The organism is Leptospira neocaledonica (assembly GCF_002812205.1).
Lineage (GTDB): Bacteria > Spirochaetota > Leptospiria > Leptospirales > Leptospiraceae > Leptospira_B > Leptospira_B neocaledonica.
On record NZ_NPEA01000001.1, the window covers coordinates 21194 to 38915 of the forward strand.

18 protein-coding genes are annotated in these 17722 nt (G+C 40.8%); 7 read left to right on the forward strand and 11 right to left on the reverse strand.

Features of this window, described 5'->3' with window-relative positions:
• Positions 1 to 69 precede the first annotated feature (69 nt).
• On the forward strand, positions 70 to 903 hold the full coding sequence (locus tag CH365_RS00100) for a hypothetical protein (protein WP_100766586.1): 834 nt from the start codon (positions 70 to 72) through the stop codon (positions 901 to 903).
• On the opposite strand, the gene hslU is transcribed toward CH365_RS00100, so the two are convergent.
• The 6 genes from hslU to CH365_RS00130 are packed head-to-tail and all read right to left on the reverse strand — an operon-like array spanning position 900 to position 6293.
• Positions 900 to 2336, reverse strand: coding sequence for an ATP-dependent protease ATPase subunit HslU (hslU, locus tag CH365_RS00105; RefSeq protein ID WP_100766587.1), 1437 nt, complete (start codon positions 2334 to 2336; stop codon positions 900 to 902). The two genes, CH365_RS00100 and hslU, sit on opposite strands and share 4 nt — an antisense overlap.
• The gene (hslV, locus tag CH365_RS00110) at positions 2333 to 2890 is read right to left on the reverse strand and encodes an ATP-dependent protease subunit HslV (protein ID WP_423789952.1); all 558 of its coding nucleotides are present in this window, start codon (positions 2888 to 2890) and stop codon (positions 2333 to 2335) included. The genes hslU and hslV overlap by 4 nt, the downstream gene beginning before the upstream one ends.
• On the reverse strand, positions 2865 to 3818 hold the full coding sequence (locus CH365_RS00115) for a tyrosine recombinase XerC (RefSeq protein ID WP_100767000.1): 954 nt from the start codon (positions 3816 to 3818) through the stop codon (positions 2865 to 2867). Before CH365_RS00115 ends, hslV begins: the two co-directional genes overlap by 26 nt.
• A gap of 50 nt (positions 3819 to 3868) precedes the next feature.
• On the reverse strand, positions 3869 to 4438 hold the full coding sequence (gene pth, locus CH365_RS00120) for an aminoacyl-tRNA hydrolase (protein ID WP_100766588.1): 570 nt from the start codon (positions 4436 to 4438) through the stop codon (positions 3869 to 3871).
• Positions 4426 to 5976 (reverse strand): (R)-citramalate synthase CimA, encoded by a 1551-nt coding sequence (gene cimA / locus CH365_RS00125; RefSeq protein WP_100766589.1) that lies wholly within the window; start codon positions 5974 to 5976, stop codon positions 4426 to 4428. Before cimA ends, pth begins: the two co-directional genes overlap by 13 nt.
• A complete protein-coding gene (locus CH365_RS00130; protein WP_100766590.1) occupies positions 5976 to 6293 on the reverse strand; it encodes a Smr/MutS family protein in 318 nt (105 codons plus the stop codon). Before CH365_RS00130 ends, cimA begins: the two co-directional genes overlap by 1 nt.
• A gap of 125 nt (positions 6294 to 6418) precedes the next feature.
• Here CH365_RS00130 and CH365_RS00135 point away from each other — a divergent pair, with 125 nt between their 5' ends.
• Positions 6419 to 7960: a phosphatase domain-containing protein gene (locus tag CH365_RS00135; protein ID WP_100766591.1), complete on the forward strand. Its 1542-nt coding sequence runs from the start codon at positions 6419 to 6421 to the stop codon at positions 7958 to 7960.
• On the opposite strand, the gene CH365_RS00140 is transcribed toward CH365_RS00135, so the two are convergent.
• The gene (locus tag CH365_RS00140; RefSeq protein WP_100766592.1) at positions 7957 to 8601 is read right to left on the reverse strand and encodes a DedA family protein; all 645 of its coding nucleotides are present in this window, start codon (positions 8599 to 8601) and stop codon (positions 7957 to 7959) included. The genes CH365_RS00135 and CH365_RS00140 overlap by 4 nt on opposite strands.
• Before the next feature lie 95 nt (positions 8602 to 8696).
• Here CH365_RS00140 and CH365_RS00145 point away from each other — a divergent pair, with 95 nt between their 5' ends.
• The 4 genes from CH365_RS00145 to CH365_RS00160 are packed head-to-tail and all read left to right on the forward strand — an operon-like array spanning position 8697 to position 11847.
• Positions 8697 to 9167: a hypothetical protein gene (locus CH365_RS00145; protein ID WP_244282924.1), complete on the forward strand. Its 471-nt coding sequence runs from the start codon at positions 8697 to 8699 to the stop codon at positions 9165 to 9167.
• On the forward strand, positions 9167 to 10279 hold the full coding sequence (locus CH365_RS00150) for an AI-2E family transporter (protein WP_100766594.1): 1113 nt from the start codon (positions 9167 to 9169) through the stop codon (positions 10277 to 10279). Before CH365_RS00145 ends, CH365_RS00150 begins: the two co-directional genes overlap by 1 nt.
• A 6-nt stretch (positions 10280 to 10285) precedes the next feature.
• Positions 10286 to 11563 (forward strand): exodeoxyribonuclease VII large subunit, encoded by a 1278-nt coding sequence (gene xseA, locus CH365_RS00155; protein ID WP_100766595.1) that lies wholly within the window; start codon positions 10286 to 10288, stop codon positions 11561 to 11563.
• Positions 11560 to 11847, forward strand: coding sequence for an exodeoxyribonuclease VII small subunit (locus CH365_RS00160; RefSeq protein WP_008589813.1), 288 nt, complete (start codon positions 11560 to 11562; stop codon positions 11845 to 11847). Before xseA ends, CH365_RS00160 begins: the two co-directional genes overlap by 4 nt.
• A 63-nt stretch (positions 11848 to 11910) precedes the next feature.
• On the opposite strand, the gene CH365_RS00165 is transcribed toward CH365_RS00160, so the two are convergent.
• From CH365_RS00165 to CH365_RS00180, 4 genes are all read right to left on the reverse strand, one after another.
• Positions 11911 to 12528 carry a hypothetical protein gene (locus tag CH365_RS00165; protein ID WP_100766596.1) on the reverse strand — a complete coding sequence of 206 codons (618 nt, stop codon included), beginning with the start codon at positions 12526 to 12528 and terminating at the stop codon, positions 11911 to 11913.
• A gap of 86 nt (positions 12529 to 12614) precedes the next feature.
• On the reverse strand, positions 12615 to 13082 hold the full coding sequence (locus CH365_RS00170) for a hypothetical protein (protein ID WP_244282925.1): 468 nt from the start codon (positions 13080 to 13082) through the stop codon (positions 12615 to 12617).
• Positions 13083 to 13213: 131 nt separating this feature from the next.
• On the reverse strand, positions 13214 to 15433 hold the full coding sequence (locus tag CH365_RS00175) for a membrane dipeptidase (RefSeq protein WP_100766598.1): 2220 nt from the start codon (positions 15431 to 15433) through the stop codon (positions 13214 to 13216).
• 19 nt (positions 15434 to 15452) lie between these two features.
• Positions 15453 to 15995, reverse strand: a complete 543-nt coding sequence (locus tag CH365_RS00180; RefSeq protein WP_100766599.1) for a hypothetical protein — start codon at positions 15993 to 15995, stop codon at positions 15453 to 15455.
• Between the two features lie 331 nt (positions 15996 to 16326).
• On the opposite strand from CH365_RS00180, the gene CH365_RS00185 reads away from it, so the two are divergent.
• On the forward strand, positions 16327 to 17712 hold the full coding sequence (locus tag CH365_RS00185; protein ID WP_244282926.1) for a sensor histidine kinase: 1386 nt from the start codon (positions 16327 to 16329) through the stop codon (positions 17710 to 17712).
• Positions 17713 to 17722 lie beyond the last annotated feature (10 nt).

The window sequence follows — 17722 nt, forward strand, 5'->3', positions numbered from 1 at the left end:
CTCTCTAAAACCAGCTTGCCGTATAGAGTCCACAAGCCAACGTGTACTAAATTTTCTAAGTTCCCTCCTATGGCAAACCAGAAATCTGTCCTCAAAGGGGCTCAAATCCTCCAAAATATAGAAGAACTCAAGCAGAGAAGATTCTTCCATTTAGAACTGAAAGGTCTAACGAAACCTACCAGAGATATTCTTTCCGAACTCGTTAACGGTCTCCTTGAAGAGATCGGTGCTAACCCTCTCGCTGCATTTCATCTTTTCAGCGGACTCATGGAGGCATTATTAAACGCGATCAAAGGAAATATCCGCCATATTATTTTCAGAGACGAACTTCTGAGAAAAATAGAAAAGCTTGGCGAAACCCAAGAAGAAGCGGAAGAACTACTTGAGATCATCATGGATACTTCTCCTCTTCGGGATGCGATGCAGAGATATGTGGTTCCGGATAAGATCAAGAAGCAGGTTCAGAACATTCTTCAGTTAGAAGATCGAATCCGTGCTAAAAAACAAATCTTAAAAGACGAAGAGAAAGAATTCTTAACTGATATCCGTTATAAACTTAAGAAAAACAGAATGAGAATTTCTGTTAAGATCAGGATCACTAAGGACGAACTGAATTTCAGGATCCGTAATGATTCTCCGATCCATAATATGGATTTTGGAAGAATAGAAGAATCCCGTATTCGTCATAAGGAATTATTCGACCAAGGAAATTCCGCAGACTTCTTCCGTCCTGAATTTTTGGACGAAAAGGAAAGTGCAGGTTTCGGGATCGCTATGATCGACGAAGGTTATTATACAATGGGTTTGAATCCGTTAGATCTTCTGACCATTACATCCGGTTCCAGAACTACTACTGTCTATATGAGATATCCATTAGAAGCACTTCGCGAAATGGCTTTTTAAAGAATATAACGACTTAGATCTTTATCTTCTATAATTCCCTTTAATTTGGATTCGACTGCTGCCTTGTTGATGGTTAATTTTCTTTGGTCTTCCGGTAGATCCGGGCCTTCGAAGCTTAGATCTTCCAAGAGCCTTTCCATGATCGTGTTTAGTCTACGAGCGCCTATGTTTTCATGCTTTTCGTTCATATCATAGGCGATCTTTGCGATCTCTTTGATCCCGTCCGGAGCAAATTCAATTTTAATCCCATCCGTTTCGAGTAATGCTTGGTATTGTTTAACTAGAGAAGATCTGGGAGCGGTTAAGATCTTTTCGAAATCGTCCATAGATAATTTTTCGAGTTCTACTCGGATTGGAAAACGTCCCTGCAATTCCGGGATGAGGTCAGAAGGTTTAGACATATGGAATGCTCCAGCTGCGATAAACAAAATATGATCCGTTACGATCGGGCCGATCTTTGTATTTACTGTTGCACCTTCTACGATCGGGAGTAAGTCTCTTTGGACACCTTCTCTAGATACGTCTGCGCCTGCTCTTCCTTCTCTACTTGCGATCTTGTCAATCTCGTCTAAGAATACGATTCCCATCTCTTCCACTCGTTTTTGGGCTTCTCTTTGTACCTTGTCAGGATCTAAAAGTTTTTCTGCTTCCGCTTCTTCTAAAACTTTAAGAGCTTCGGGGATAGGCAATTTTCGTTTTTTCTGTTTTTTAGGCATTAGATCGCCCAAAACATTTTGGATATGATTATCCAGATCTTCCATATTCCCAGCTCCGAATACTTGGAGCATCGGAAGTCCTTGTGGTCCTGCTTGTGGAATATCTATTTCTATAATTTGTTCGTTTAGTTTCCCAGATTTGAGTTTTTTTCTCATGGTCTCTCTGGTTTCTAAAAATCTTTTCTCTCTTTCTTCATCCGCTTCGTTTGTGGAAAAACCTATAGAAGGTGGATGAGGATCTGCGATGGAAGTTTTAGCCGGAAAAGGAAGTAGGATATCCAACAAAGCTTCTTCTGCTCTTTCCTTCGCCTTTGCTTCTACTTCTTTTCTGAATTCTTGTTTAACTAGGTTTAAGGAAACCATAGCGAGATCTCGAATAATACTTTCTACGTCTCTACCTACATAACCTACTTCCGTAAATTTTGTACTTTCTACTTTTAAGAAAGGAGCGCCGCAGAGTTTGGAAAGTCTTCTTGCAATCTCGGTTTTTCCCACTCCTGTAGGCCCGATCATGATAATGTTTTTTGGATAAATTTCTTCTCTTAATTCAGGATCTAGTTTTCTACGTCTAGTTCTATTTCTAAGAGCGATTGCCACGGCTTTTTTGGCGTTCTTTTGTCCTATGATATGCTCGTCTAGTTTGGAAACGATTTGTCTAGGAGTGAGTTCGTCATCCCCTAGTTTGGTTTCATTTGTTTGGGGAAGGAATTCGCTCATTGTCCGATTTCCTCTACAATTATATTATGATTTGTGTATATACAAATATCTGCGGCTATGTTCATGGCTTCTTTTACGATCTGAGAAGGTTCCAGATTTGTATGATTATAAAGTGCTCTTGCTGCGGAGAGTGCATAATTTCCGCCAGAGCCTATCGCTAATATTCCATCGTCTGGTGAGATTACATCTCCTGTTCCGGAAACTAAAAAGGATTCATCCTTATCTGCAACAATTAGCATTGCTTCCAGTCTTCGGAGAGCTCTGTCGGATCTCCATTCTCTGGCAAGTTCGACCGCGGATCTGGAAAGACTTCCTCCGTATTCTTGCACTTTTTTTTCGAATAATTCGAATAAGGTAAATGCGTCTGCGGCGGAACCTGCAAAGCCGGAGACAATTTTATCGGAGTAAAGTTTGCGAACTTTTCTTGCGGTGTTTTTCATGACGGTGTTTCCAAAAGAAACCTGTCCGTCACCTGCGATTGCTACTTTTCCGCCTTTGCGAACGCATAGTATCGTAGTTGCATGTATTTTATTTGGATTTATCGAGTCTTGCATGTGGGTGAGCCTTTCGGTAGACCTCTTTGATCTTTTCCTTACTCACGCTCAGGTAAACCTGGGTGGTGGATAGAGAGGAATGCCCCAAAAGCTCTTGGACTGCACGGATATCCGCGCCGGCATCGAGTAAGTCCGTTGCGAACGTATGACGGAATTTATGGGGGGTAATGGGTTTGTCCCATCCCATTCGTTTCCTTCTCTCGTTCAAAATATAACGAACCCCTCTGGTCGTCAGTTTATTTCCCTTTTGATTCAGAAAAATTTCATCGGATCTGGGACGGAATCTAGGACGTACATCCAAGTATTCATTTAAACTTTGGATGGCTTCTTTTCCTAAATATACGTATCTTTCCTTTCTTCTTTTACCCATAACTTTTAAGATAGAATGATCCGCAGACAATTGTACTAGAGTCGCGTCTACTAGCTCAAAGACCCTGAGTCCTGAAGAATACAATACTTCTAAGATAGCTTTATCTCTGACATTTAATATCTCGGATGCGTTCTCATTTTCGTATTCGTAATCTAAAATACTTTCTGTTTCTTCGATTCGAAAGTTTTTCGGGACTTGTTTTCTGGTTTTAGGAAAGTTCACGGAAAGGATGGGATTTCCCGGAACCAAATTATCTTTTAATAATACTTTATAGAATGTCCTAAGGCTGGAGAGTTTTCTGCTTTGGGTCCTTCTATCCAAACCTTGGTTTTTAGAAAGGAATGCAAAATAAGAGCGAACATCCACAGATTCTAATTGGTAAATTTCAATCTGTTCTTGTAAGCAGAATTCGAAGAATGATTTCAGATCCAGTAGATACGCGTTAAGAGTGTTTTGGGAATAATTTTTTTCTACTCTCAGATATTCGTAAAAACGAGAAGCGGCAGAATTCAGGATTTCGGAAGGAAATTGGGGAAGTTTGACCGCGTATTCGCTCACAGGTTTCTCCGGATAAAAGTTCCCGGAGAAATTCACCTTTCCGGGATAGTTTATTTATCGGAGGCTTTCGAAAAAATGATCTGTCTTTCCCGGACCCAATCCTGGATTTTTTGTTTTGCCTGGCCGAATAATTCGGGCAATTTGCTCATTTCTTCCTGGTTAAAATTGGATAGAACATGTCCTGCAGTGAGAGCGCTGTCTCCCGGTTTTCCTACCCCGAATCTGAGTCTGAAAAAATCAGGTGAACCTAGTTTTTCGGAGATATCCTTGATCCCGTTATGACCACCATTTCCACCGCTTTGTTTAAATTTGAGTTTGGAGAATGGAAAATCCACCTCGTCATGAATGACTAAAATGTTTTCGGGAGGGATCCCGTTTTTACGGGAGAGTTCCGAGACTGCTCTTCCGGAAAGATTCATATATTCTAGCGGTTTTAGAAAATAATAAGAAACTCCGTCCTTGTCTATTTTACCTTTTTCTTCTTTGGAAGAATGGTTTAAGTCCACCCCCCAGTCTTTAGCGAGATTGTCTAGGACCAGAAAGCCAATATTATGACGGTTTTTTTCGTATTTTTGACCGGGATTTCCCAGGCCTACGATCATCAATTTTAAGTTTGCCATGTAGGAAGAATTAAGTTCAGCATTTTTTCAGTAGCTAAAACTGCAGCTACTGTTTGGTCGCAATGGATTCCCATGGTCTTAAAATTTTCGTCCTCATGATTTTCCTGGGCCTTGTTCCAGGTGATCATTGTTTCCACAAGTGCATCCGTTTTTCCACCGGGAGGAATACGAACCTCATAGTCTACGAGTCTTGGAATAGAAAGGCCTGCTTTGGTAGCAATGCTAGTCAGGGCAGACATGAATGCGTCATAACCTCCATCCCCTTCTCCTTCCTCAGAATATTTATTGCCATGATATTCTAATTCTACAATTGCTTTTGGTCGGATTCCAAGACCTGAGTTGATCTTACATCCTGTGATTTTGATCGCTTGGACGCTGGAATTTCCGGAAACATCTGCGATGATAAATGGAAGATCTTCCGGCGTGATATTTTTGTTTTGGTCCCCAAGCTCTATTACTTTTTCCAAAACCTTTTTTTCGATTTCGGGAGAAAGCACAAGTCCGAGTTGTTTTAGGTTTTCTGAGATGCTTGCTTTTCCTGCGAGTTTGCCTAGTGCATAACTTCTTTTTCTACCGAAACGTTCCGGCAGGATCGGATTTGCGTATAAATTTCCCTTTTTATCCCCGTCCGCATGTACACCGGCTGTTTGAGTGAATACATCTTCTCCCACTACCGGACGGTTGGCGGAGATTCTTTTTCCGCTGAAAGCTTCTACCAGGCGGCTTGCTTCGGAGATCGCTTTTTCGTTTACTTCTGTGAGCACACCCGCTTTATCATGTAATGCTGTGATTACTGCTTCTAGCGGAGAATTTCCGGCTCTTTCTCCTAAGCCGTTTACGCTAACGTGTACACCTTTTGCTCCCGCTTTAACCGCGAATAAACAGTTTGCTACGGAAAGATCATAATCGTTATGCCCATGAAATTCGAAATGTAGTTCGGGATGTTTTTGGGTAAGAAGAGAAATTCCTGAGAATGTTTCGTCAGGAGAAAGAACTCCTAATGTATCTGGTAAGAAAATTTTGCCTAATGGTTCTTTGGAAAGATGAGAAACAAAGTCCAAAACATATTCTTTACTATTTAGATATCCGTTGGACCAATCTTCCAAATACACATTTACTTCCAGGCCATTCTTTTTAGCGTATTGGATGGTTTCGGATACTTCTTCAAAATGTTCTTTTGGAGTTTTTTTAAGCTGCCCTTCTAGATGTTTGAGAGAACCTTTCGTAAGTAGATTTAAGGTTTTTGCACCGGAGGCCAGGATCCAATCCACACTTTTGTGAGAATCTACAAATCCCAGAATTTCGATCCTTTTTTCCAAACCCTCGGAAGCAGCCCAGGTCATGATTCCTCGGACACTTTCTAATTCTCCCTGAGAGACACGAGCGGATGCGATCTCCACTCTATCTACTTTCAGATTTTGTAATAGAAATTTTGCGATATTTAATTTTTCGGAAGCGGAGAAGCTGACACCTCTGGTCTGCTCCCCATCTCTGAGAGTTACATCCAGGATCTGGACTTTTGGTCTTGTAGTTCCCATTATTTTAAATACTTTTTAAGATCTTCCGAAGACGGGCCCATGATTTCCACAAGTGTGGAACCAGGATTATTTGCGAGGTGAAGTCCGCCATCCTCTAAAATTTTTAGAAAGGAGTGTGCTCGGATATAATCGTCGGTCATTTTTTTCAAAACTCCCTCGCCAATCCCGTGCACCACTTCTACCAGGGTTTCTCCCTTCATGAATGCAGCTTGGATTTCCCGGTCTAAGAGCCGATATGCCTCTTCATATCTCATTTTGCGGATATAAATCGACTTGGGACCTTTCCGGTTCCCGTCCGAATGTTTCCCCCTCGCCATCCTGAGACCATCCTAGGAGGACCTTTTCCCTCGAAAAGAAAGAAATTGGATTTTTGCTTTCCCTTTAGAACCCCCATGGTAGAGTTTTCCTTTCCCAAAATGTAAAAAAGGAATCCTGCAAGATTGTGACGGAAGAAACAGAACGCAAAATTTCCAAGAATACGGAGAAACGTAGGGCCGCAATTTGCGGAGGAACTCTCGGAAGAGAGAACCGTTACTATATCCGTGGCCAGGTGGTGGATATTTCCGTCAGCGAAGAAATGACGGATCCTAAAAAATGGGACCTTCTCACCGGCTTATTCCAAGGACAAGAAAAAGAGATTACTCCATTTTTAGATTACGGACTTGAATCAGTGCGTAAACCGATCCTTGTAGCGGAAATTGTGGATCAGTCCGGTAAAATTTTACATCGTTCTCCTGAAATCAGGGGGGACGAAAGTGGGTTCTTCTTTCATGAATTTACCTTTCCTTTGGCTCCCGGAAATTACGTATTTCATATTCATTTTCTAAAACCGGATTCGTATAGGCAGTTTGGAAAAGATCTAGCCTACTTAAATACTCCCGGCAAACACGAGTTAGTTTCCCAAAGCCTAATCGGAATGGGAGCTTTACGTATCTTGGCAGAAGAATATGCAGGAATTGTAACTACTTCCGATATTGACCAGACCTATCTAGCCACGGATATACATTCCAATAAGGGAAAAATTTCCACATTATTCGAAACACCTGAGCAGAAATTACCTCTGCCCGGGATGCCTACATTATTCAAGGAATTGAGAGAGGCTACGTCGGATTCCCCTCTTTGTTTTATTTCCGCTAGTCCTCATTTTTTCAGAAGGACCTTACTTTCTACTTTCAGGACCCAAGGAGTAAAAACGGAATCACTTCACTTGAAGTATCTGGAAGGTACTTTGAAAGGAATGGTGGATAAGTTTTGGGACACTCTTTCTCATCCTACCAGATTTTTGACGGAAGGTCTTTGGGGAGCATTGGAAAGGGTGCGTAAATTCGCGGGTTCTTCTTTCCAAAGTTTATTCGACCAATTGGCGTATAAACTTACGATCCTTCTGAGAGATAGGATCTATCTTCCTACAAACTCCAAGGAAATTTTACTTGGGGACAATACGGAAAGTGATTATCTGATCTTTATTCTATACCAATTTATTCTGACTGGAGCCTTACAAGGGAAAGAACTGGAAGATTATCTCTATAAATTGAATTTTTTAGGAAGAGACGCGATTACTAGAGATAATGCAAAGCTCATCCGAGAACTTGCAGAAGAAAATCGTAGGATCCACGGAGATATTAATCCTGTACAGTTGGTTCTCATTAACAAAACAGAACTTGGACCTCCTTCCGACGAAATGAAATGGAATGTACGAAGTGCTCTTCCTACCGGTTTAGATCCTTGGAAAACGGAAGGAATTACACCTTATATTCCTACAGATGGTGCCTTGGGATTTGCACTTGTGATGGTTGAAAGAGAAATTTTGGATCTATCTTCTGTACTAAAAATTTCAGGGGATATGGCAGGGCAATGGTTCGAAGGAAAAGTGATAGAACCGAATGTTCTATTAGAACTTGCCAAAAAATTAGAATTACCTAAAGAAACTGACCCAATTCATAAAAAATTTGTAAAAACGTTAAAAGAAGTTTTGGAAGCCTAGGCTTCCTTTCTTCTTTCAAAAAACTTTTTGTAGATTATAAATCCGATAACTGCAGTCACGAAGAAGCCTGTAAAAATTTTATTATACAGAGCTAAAAATTCTAGAACCTTCTCCCAATGAGATCCTAAATAAAATCCGCCATAGATTAGTATCCCGCACCAGATAGTAACTGCTAAAGTGAATGCGGAGAAGAATAGCAAGGGCCTCATTTCCACCATTCCTGCGACGATGGAAACGAAAAATCGTATTCCTGCGGAGAACCTGGAAAAGATCACTACAACGACTCCATTTCTGGAAAACCAATCCAATGTTTTTTGTATGGATTCTTCGTTGTAGAGTTCCGATTTGAACGGGAAGTTTTTATTCTTCAGCCAATCCAATAGTTTATGACCGAATGCATACATTACCCAGGCACCCGCAAGATTTCCAACCAAGGTGCTTGAGACTAGTTCCCAAAAACTTAAGGCGCCTCTTGCGAGTAAAAATCCTCCGAATGCAGTGACAGTATCGCCCGGCCAAGGAGGAAAAACGTTTTCGGTAAAATTGGAAAATGCGAAAAAAAACCAGACAAGGGCGCTCGGCAGACCGGATACCCAATCCAATAGAGTTTGGATATAAAAATCGAATCCGGCGAATTGCATCTAGAAAAGGATTGTCAAGGGGGAAGCGTTAGATTCAACTAAATTTCGTGGAAGGCCGCAGTTTCTCGCATGTCCTCGGTTCGGTTCTAGTATTTTTGCTGATCGGGAATTTTTCTCTTTTTTCTCAAGAAACCAAATTACCCGATTTGATGAGTCCTGACCCTGTAAAAATTAAGAAGGTCAGAGATAGGCCTAAAATTTTCAGGCATAACCAACTTACCATAGTGGAAAAACCGTATAAGGCGCCTTCTTCCATTCCAAGCAATTTTGTTCCGGATGATTCAGAGGTATTGTTTTTTACCGAATTGAAAGCGGATCGCCTTCTGGAGAATAAGGAAGCGGTTGTAGTTTTTAAAACCTCTCTTCCAAAAACCACGATGGAGAGATATTACGAATATTTGATCTCCAGTTTTGGTCATAAAATTTTACAAAGCCAAAAATCTGAGGAGAAAAGTTTATATTTGGTGGATGTTCTTCGGCATAAGATTCTCGCGATCACCATCCATCCCGGAGAAAGAGGAAGTATCGTAAAATTATTCCAGAAAACCACGAATGGAGGTTTTTGATGTCCCCCAAAGAAGGACAGGAAACCAACCGAAAACTTTTTAACCTGATCCTAGGTGTGTTCTGCCTCGGGACAGGATTTCTATTATTCGTAGTTTTAAGACCTTATTTTTATTCAGCACTTGTTGCTTTGATCTTATACCTAGCGACACGCAAACAATACAAACAGTTAAGAAGATTGGTTGGTCCAAAATTTGAGCCAGTGGCTCCTTGGATCATGATCGGTTCCGTTTGTATGATCGTAATTCTTCCTTCTTATTTTATGATTCGAACTCTGATCGAGGAATCTCTTTCTATTCTATTCAAAATTAGAATCTCTCTTTCGGAAGATAAGATCATAGATACGATTATGAGTCTGAACATTCTCACAGATCTTTTTACGGATAATCCTTTCTTTTGGGTGAAACTTCCTGAAATTTACGGAGATTTTGCCAAGAATTATATAGATATTTTGAACTTGGATAGCTTGTACGCCGTTTTGAGCAATGCTTCTTCTTTTATTCTGGGTTCTATCGATCTTCCTGCCGGGATCATTATGAATCTGTTCTTTTCTCTTTTACTTTTGTTTTTCTTTTACCAAGACGGAAGGAAGATAGAAAGATTCATTTTGGATAACCTACCCTTCTCCACGGAAGTAGAAGAACAAGTAGGAAGAAAGATCGCATCCGCAGTGCAGACTGTATTTAAAGGAAATCTAATTGTTTCCATTATGCAGGGAGCTGGAGTTTATATTCTTCTTTTATTCGCAAAAATTTCGAACCCGTTCTTATATGCGAGTCTTGCCGCATTTTTTTCTTTAATCCCAGTGATCGGAACTTCAGTGGTTTGGCTACCGATTGGACTTTATTTAATGTTCATTGAGAACAATATCATTGGCGCCAGTTTATTTATGGTAATGGGTCTTACCCTGTATATAGTTCTGGAGAATGTTGTAAAACCTAAGATGTTGGACAAAAAACTTAGGATCCATCCTTTATTAATATTTTTGTCCTTGATCGGAGGCATCCAAGAATTCGGGATCATGGGACTGGTTCTCGGACCGGTTGCGGTTACAATGGTTGTGATCCTTTGGGATTTCTGGAAATTGTACAGAAAAGACTTTTTCGCCAGTTAATTTCTGATGGAAGAAACAAAAACATATTCAGTTTCCGAGATCAATTCTATCGTTAAACAACTTCTGACCGGTCCGGACATTCTCCGAAATATCTGGATCCAGGGAGAGATCTCCAATTATTCCAAATCCCACCAGGGTCATATTTACTTTAACTTAAAAGACCCTAAGTCACTCATCGCCTGTACTTTTTTCTCTTATAGTAACGGAAGATATAAAGGGAAACCTTTGGAAAATGGAATGGAAATCAAGGCATTCGGTGCCATTTCCGTTTATGAGCCTAGAGGACAATATAATCTAAATATTTCTAAAATAGAGGAGTTGGGACAAGGGGACCTTCTTCTCCAAATAGAAGAGTTAAAAAGAAAACTTGCGGCGCAAGGAGTATTCGATCCGGAAAGAAAACGGAAACTTCCTGCATTCCCTTGGAGGATCGGAGTCGCTACCTCCCCTACTGGAGCGGCGATAGAAGATATTATCCGTATTTCTAAACAAAGATTTCCTAATATAGATATTTTGATCTCTCCTTGTTTGGTACAAGGAGATGGAGCGCCCGAGTCTATTATTTCCGCAATCAAACAGTTGAATGACCCGAAATGGGATGTGGATCTAATCATTGCGGGTCGAGGTGGCGGAAGCACGGAAGACTTAATGGCGTTTAATGACGAAAAAGTGGTCCTCACCTTTGCGGAAAGTAGAGTTCCCATTATTTCCGCAGTAGGCCATCAAATAGATTCCGTTCTTTCCGATTTGGCAGCGGACCATTTTGCCCCCACACCTACTGCCGCCGCAGAAATGGCCGTGCCTGAAATGGAACTTGTAGAATCAGGGCTTGCGGAATTCGAAGTGAGACTTAAAACCGCTTTAAAAAACCAGGTTAGCAACTTGAAAGAAAAGTTTAGGATCCTCACGAATAAAAAAGCATTTTTAGATCCTAGGTCCATGCTAAATGATAGGATCTTGCAATTAGATGAGATCAATTCCAGGATTCATCTTTTGGGCAAAAATTATCTGATGAGTGCCCAAAACAAATTTAGTCCTGTATCGAACGGACTTATCACTTCTTTTAAATCTCAGTTGGAAAGAAAGAAGAAGGAATTCCAACTTCTCTCTGGAAAATTAGAAGGATTCTCTCCTTTAGGAACCTTAAAAAGAGGATATTCAGTAGTTCGTAAGAAAGGAAAAAAAGTCGTTACATCTCCGGCTCAGTTAGAGAAAGAGGAAGAACTAGAGGTCATATTGGCGGAAGGTAGGATTCGGGTTTCTTACCAAGGTGAAATACAATGAGTAAAAAAACGGAAATTAGTTTTGAGCAGGCTTTAACCGAATTGGAGCAGATTGCGGAAAATTTGGAAAGAGGACAATTGACCTTAGAAGAATCCATTAAATCTTACGAAAGAGGAATGGAACTTCGAACTCTTTGCCAATCTATTCTTGCGGAAGCTGAAGGAAAAATAGAATATCTTTCCAAGTCAGGGAGCGGAGAAACACAGAAGAAAACCGCGAGCCCTAAATCGGAAACTTCTTCTAGAGCTGCAACTCCACCTAGCGACGATGATGAGTTATTTTGAATAAATATAAATTTATATATGATTAAAAGAAAAGGCGCCGCATTGGCGCCTTTTTTATGAGATTTATAATCCTGCTTCTTTAATTAGAGAATTATAAATATATCCGTGAGATGCGATGATAATCGGAAAGAAGGTCACGTAGATCACGAAAAGTACTAAATAAGTTAAGTATTGGCTAATAAGTCCAGTGATAAAGCTAAGTATAAAAGCTGCTATCGCCAAACTAATCACCAATGCTATTGAACCTAAGAATATAATCCATTTTTTACCATAGGTGATTTCATTACTCTTTTTGATAGCTTGGATCGGATCGTAACCTTTATCAAATAATAGAAAAGTAGCTTGGCCCCATGCTACGCCGATTACGAATGCTGGAATAATAAAGAAAAGTACTCCGGCATAAAATCCTAAAATTACGAAACCTACGGTAAGAAAGAATTCACCTATGTATTTTCTGTTTTCTTTATTAAAAATATCCGTCGGTGAAAAAGATTCCCCTCTTCCGATCTTAATCGGAATCAGGATAAATAATCCTATCGATGTTCCTACGTTTAGGTATGGTATCCATACGGTTACTAACCAAAGAATAAAGGCAACGAATAGGGGGACAAAGTTTTTTAATCCTAATTCTATGCTGTTCCTGATGATACCGACTATACTTAGTGGCTCGCTTGTTGACATCCGTTTTGCTCCTTAATGGATCTGGAGACGGAAAGATAAGGCCGCGGAGGCGATTGTCAATTATTTATTAAACTATGGTCGCGAATTCACTGCACAGACAAGGTGATGGTCCCGGCATCAGTGACCGGAATGACCAAACAACGGGTTGAACCGTTAACAGTAGTTACACCTGAATAAGATTCTGTTCCGATATTCTCACTTCTAAATTCGACCTGGCTGAAATCCGTTGGGATTAGCACTGCGTTTTCTGCACCGATCCATAGGTCTGCTTCTCCACTAGTAAAACTAACGTTGAAGGTATTTGTTGCGCCGTTTCCGGTAAAAGAATAGAAATAATAATAATAACTAGCACCTGAGAATGTAGCGGTTCCCCCGGTAACGATAGATGAGACCGCAGAATCCGCACATCCGCCGGTAGGCACAGGAGTGAAACTGGCTCCGTAAGCCGAGTATAATAAGCTAGCCGCAGTATCATCCGTGGAGTCTGTGTCTCCATTGGAACAAGCTACAGTTAGCATAAGGAATAAGGACGGAATTAGGGTCTTTGGGTTCAATAAAGGCCTCATTAAAAATAAGCTCTTTTTATCTTAGAACCTACTCTGCTCTTTTCGTTCCAAAGACCAAACTTTTTCTTTTAGACTTATAGATACAAAAAGGCCCGCTTGGGAGCGGGCCTTGGTCGAATTTATTGGATACTTCCGCTTCTATTTACCGCGTTCTGCCACATTGAAGTGAAGAAGTCAGCGGATCTATAGACCGGCTCCAGATCAGAACGTTTAAGACCCTGTTGTCTTAAGTCTTCAAAGAAGTCAGGCATGAGCCCTATATGGGAGGCACCTTCCGTATTGAAGTCGAATGTTCTATTCCCGAAGGAGTATTTTCCAAGAGAAGGAGAAGCTGCAAGAGTTGCCGCTAATCTAATGGAAGCGTCCGGAGAGAAAGGATATCCAACCTTAGAAGCCTCTGGCTGTGCAATAGTGGAGGTTCCTCCAGGACAAGCACGGGTTCCATAACGAGGCCCAGGCATATGAGCAAATCCGTTAAAATCTGTTCCAATAGCAATCCTTCCATCATAAGCAGGATCTCCTATTAGAGTTTTGAGATATTGGTAGGATTGAGCGAATGTTTGGCTAGTTCCACCGCAAGCATGTGCGATGTACGAACCGTCGCTATTCTGTCTCCACTCACCTATCTCTTCCAGATTTCCTTGTCCGGTAATAAGGCCGATCATTCCACCTAATGTACTGATACGTTTAAGTGCAGCGCCTGTCGGGTTTGCCTCATGACGATTTCCTTTATTCGCCATATCATAGACGCCGGTGTGACCTGTTACGATACCAGGATAAGACTGTTGCTCCGCGAATGTGATAGCTCCATCCAAGGATTTTGCGGACATATGCCCAACGTCGATGATCATTCCTTTTTTCATCAACTCTCTAAGAACTTTCTGTCCGTAAGTTGTCAGACCTGCAGTGTTACAATCCTGTCCGTAGTGTTTACAATCGTATTTGGTTCCACTTCCGAGAATATTGTAAAGTCCTGCTCCACCGAATCCATTGGTTTTTAAGTGAATCGGGAATACATAACGTAGTCCTAAGTCATATAACTCTTGTACACCTTGTGTGATCATGGAATCGTTACAGTTGCTTCCGGTACAATCTACCAGATAGTCAACTTCTGCACCTAAGACCACTGCAAGTTTACCGCCGGAAATTACAGTCTGCGCTTCCGCAGGAGTTTTTACGATACGGAACCAACCTTGCCCTGGACCGCCGCTTTGTGCATCGATCCAAGCTTGCATATCATACACTGCCTGGGTTTGGCGGCGTAAGGTGTTCATATCGTTCAGGTCGTATACAGGATCGGTAGCGATTGCGATACCTTTGATGATATCAGGAAGTCCGTTATCCGTCGCTCCGAACATATAGTCACCGTTCACTGCAAGTACTACCATGGCTCTCATTCCGCCTTCATAAGCGCGTTTGATCCATTCATAATACATGGTTTGGTGAGTGTAACTATTGTTCGCAGGCCAATAAGGGAAGCCTGCATATCCTCTATTATCGTGACGGGCTGTTCCTAATAAGGCTCCGATAATATCGTCTTGTACGATTGCTTCTACTCTAGAGTGTCCAGCAGAATGTCCTTCGTCTGAAGTGCTCGGACAATCTGCGAGTGCAGTTGCAGCTGGGCCGAATGGAGAACCATGGAAGATTACTCCACCAAAACCTAAATTTGCCATTGGGTGAGTATGAAGATCCACATAACCTGGAAGTGTTCCGGTTCTCTTCAGAGAATCCTGAGCTCCTCTGTTGTAAGCTTGTGGAGCAGTTTCACAACTTGAATCTGCAACATACCATTCTCCCCACATTCCTGTGGCACCACCAGTGTTTACACAACGATGAGGAGTTGTATATGTTTTACCTGCTATGGTAAGAGGTAATTTAGCGCAGGCTTCTTCCCAACTTATTCCTACCACGTTCCAAATACGGGAAGAATACTTTCTTTTACCCGCATAAGTTCCCGAAGACTGACAACCGTCGTTCTTATGGGTATAGTTATAGATCCCGCCTTCGTCCGTTGCTGCCCAGTTCGCCTCGCAAGAATCATCGATCAGATCGAATTCTCCCCACATATTGAATCCGGTATTTTTGCAACGACTTGGCTTTGTAAATGTTTGGCCATTGATGGTTGCACCCGTATTCGCACAGGTTGTTTCCCAACTCTGGCCGGATGGAATCCCGTAAAGGATCGAGGAATATTGACGTTTCCCCGGAAAAATTGCAGTGCAACCATCCTTCTTAAATGTTCCCCAATATGGATCACCGAAAACGGACGTACTCGTGACAAAAACAGTCAGGAATACGACGCCTAACGCAGGACCTCGTAAAAACCGAGTTTTCATACGTTTCTCTCCCTACTTACTAGTTTGTATGTTTTTTGTATTCTTCGGTTACGTTTTTCAGCTTTTTGCCGTATAGTTCTTTGCCGGCTAGGATCATTCTGCGTTTTTCGTCATCAAGGCGCTCTGGATATCTATCCTCCATTAGGCGCAATAGCTCCAGTTGGTCTTCCTGGAGTTTTATTTGTGAGGTATAATATTCATCGATTTCTTTGCGGGTCGCCTTGTTGGAGTAAATTTTTCCGTACAATGTGGCCCAATGTTCTAAGAGTTCTTCCTGAGCTTTTTTTTCTCCAGCATCTTGGGGAGTAGCAACTGCCACCCAATAAAGATTATCGGGAGTTTCACTTTTTAAAAGAGAAGCGGATACGACTGCGTTATCTTCATTATAGGGAGAAGAAGAAGTTCCCAGTTTCATAAATCCGGAGAAGATAGAGAGCCCTTCCGAAAAAACATTTTTGGAAGAGGATTGAGAAGCTCCGGCCTGACTTCTAGTAAAAATAAAAATGAGAACAACTACAATAAAAGCAGAAGAAATCAGTAATGCGTTTTTCTTAGATGGCATCGGCCAAACAGTATATTACATTCCGCTCCTTTATGCAAATTCTTTGTAATTATTTATTAGAAAAATGTTATAAATATTTGGAAACGCGCTCTAGTATTTTTCAAGATTGAAAGAAGAAGTAAAATCGGTACTTAAGTCATAAAATTATAAACTAGAACAGGTAGTTCTATGATAATTGCTTGTATTCTTGGAGATAAGTACATTCTTTTTTCCGGAATTTATGGCTTTTCTTGTTCATCTTTTTGACAAAGTTTTTTCACTAGTTTTCCTAAATCGAATGATCGGACAAAAAAGGGAGTTTTTTAAAAGGGAAAGGGATAAATATGGGACTATGAGGGCGCTCATTCGATTTTTTTTCGGGCTTAATTATCGTTTTGCTCTCAGGCAGTATAGAAAAGCAAAGATACTTTCCTCCGTAAATTTTGCTCCTGTATTTACTCGAAACGCTTACCTTGAAATTTTAATCGTACTCAGATATGTTTATCTGATCCTGCCTATCATCATTTTGCCTTTTGCATTTTATGATATTGTGGATGCATTTTCGGATGCGAAGGACAATTCATTCGTTCTATTCGATCTGGTATTTTATGCCGTTTTTTTGACGATGAATGTTCTTTTGAATTCTGGTCGTTTGCATAGGGCTGGCCTGGATCGAATCAAATTACTTTGTAGGATCGGGGTCCTTCTTCTTTCCTTAACCGGGACCTGTATCACAGTTGTTGTCTTTCCCAGACTTCCTGAAATTTCGCTCTTCTCAGGCGCAATGTTCAGTGTGGCAATCATGTTTAGATTTCCGGACCAAACTAAGTATTTCGTGTACACCATTAATTACGCAATCTTATACTGTTTTATATATTATACCGGGAATAGAGAACCTGTACTTTTACAAAACCCTTTGGTGACCTTGTTTTTGATCCTAATTTTTGATCGTGTGTCTTTCCTAACTTTGGCGAATACCTATCTGAAAACCCAGAGGATTATCCGTTTGAATGAAAGGTTGCGAGAGGAAGATACGAATAAAAGTGATATGATCAGCATTGCAGTTCATGATCTGAAAAGCCCACTTTCAGGGATCATGAGTATTAGCACAATTTTGCGCAAAAACTTAAAATCATTTTCGGATAAGGAGAAGAAGGAGATCCTTACTGATATAGAAAGTTCTTCTAGAAAAATTTTAGGGCATATCGACGATTTAGTGGGAATTGCTGCTTCCGGTTTTGAAAATATAAAAATAGATTATAATATTTTGAATATCAATTCTTATATAAGATCTACCATCCAAAACTTCGATTACCAGGCATCTTTAAAACGTATTCAATTCCACACTCAATTTGAAAAAGAAGATCTAAAGATTCGTTCTGATAGAAAGGCTGTCGCGAGTATATTAGATAATTTAGTTTCAAACGCCGTAAAATATTCGCCTATAGGCGGTTCCATCTTCATTCAATCTAAATTAGTAAAAGATAAGGGAGACTTCATACAAATACAAATCAGGGACGAGGGAAAAGGATTTACCGACGAGGATAAAAAACTTTTATTCTCCAGGTTCACTCGTCTATCTGCAAAACCTACAGGTAACGAACCTTCTACAGGTGTGGGTCTTTATGCGGTTCATAGATTGGTAGAACTCCTTGGCGCAAAAATCAGTTTGGAGAGTAAGCCCGGACAAGGAGCTACGTTTACACTTCTATTTGCCAAAACCAAAATTTCAGATTGACCATTTCAGA

Coding starts and splice junctions, on each gene's coding strand:
- CH365_RS00130 (WP_100766590.1), bottom strand. CDS start 6,293: ATGGCGAGGGGGAAACATTCGGACGGGAACCGGAAAGGTCCCAAGTCG.
- CH365_RS00100 (WP_100766586.1), top strand. CDS start 70: ATGGCAAACCAGAAATCTGTCCTCAAAGGGGCTCAAATCCTCCAAAAT.
- CH365_RS00165 (WP_100766596.1), bottom strand. CDS start 12,528: ATGTCAACAAGCGAGCCACTAAGTATAGTCGGTATCATCAGGAACAGC.
- pth (WP_100766588.1), bottom strand. CDS start 4,438: ATGGCAAACTTAAAATTGATGATCGTAGGCCTGGGAAATCCCGGTCAA.
- CH365_RS00150 (WP_100766594.1), top strand. CDS start 9,167: ATGTCCCCCAAAGAAGGACAGGAAACCAACCGAAAACTTTTTAACCTG.
- CH365_RS00160 (WP_008589813.1), top strand. CDS start 11,560: ATGAGTAAAAAAACGGAAATTAGTTTTGAGCAGGCTTTAACCGAATTG.
- CH365_RS00175 (WP_100766598.1), bottom strand. CDS start 15,433: ATGAAAACTCGGTTTTTACGAGGTCCTGCGTTAGGCGTCGTATTCCTG.
- CH365_RS00140 (WP_100766592.1), bottom strand. CDS start 8,601: ATGCAATTCGCCGGATTCGATTTTTATATCCAAACTCTATTGGATTGG.
- CH365_RS00180 (WP_100766599.1), bottom strand. CDS start 15,995: ATGCCATCTAAGAAAAACGCATTACTGATTTCTTCTGCTTTTATTGTA.
- hslU (WP_100766587.1), bottom strand. CDS start 2,336: ATGAGCGAATTCCTTCCCCAAACAAATGAAACCAAACTAGGGGATGAC.
- hslV (WP_423789952.1), bottom strand. CDS start 2,890: ATGCAAGACTCGATAAATCCAAATAAAATACATGCAACTACGATACTA.
- xseA (WP_100766595.1), top strand. CDS start 10,286: ATGGAAGAAACAAAAACATATTCAGTTTCCGAGATCAATTCTATCGTT.
- CH365_RS00185 (WP_244282926.1), top strand. CDS start 16,327: ATGAGGGCGCTCATTCGATTTTTTTTCGGGCTTAATTATCGTTTTGCT.
- cimA (WP_100766589.1), bottom strand. CDS start 5,976: ATGGGAACTACAAGACCAAAAGTCCAGATCCTGGATGTAACTCTCAGA.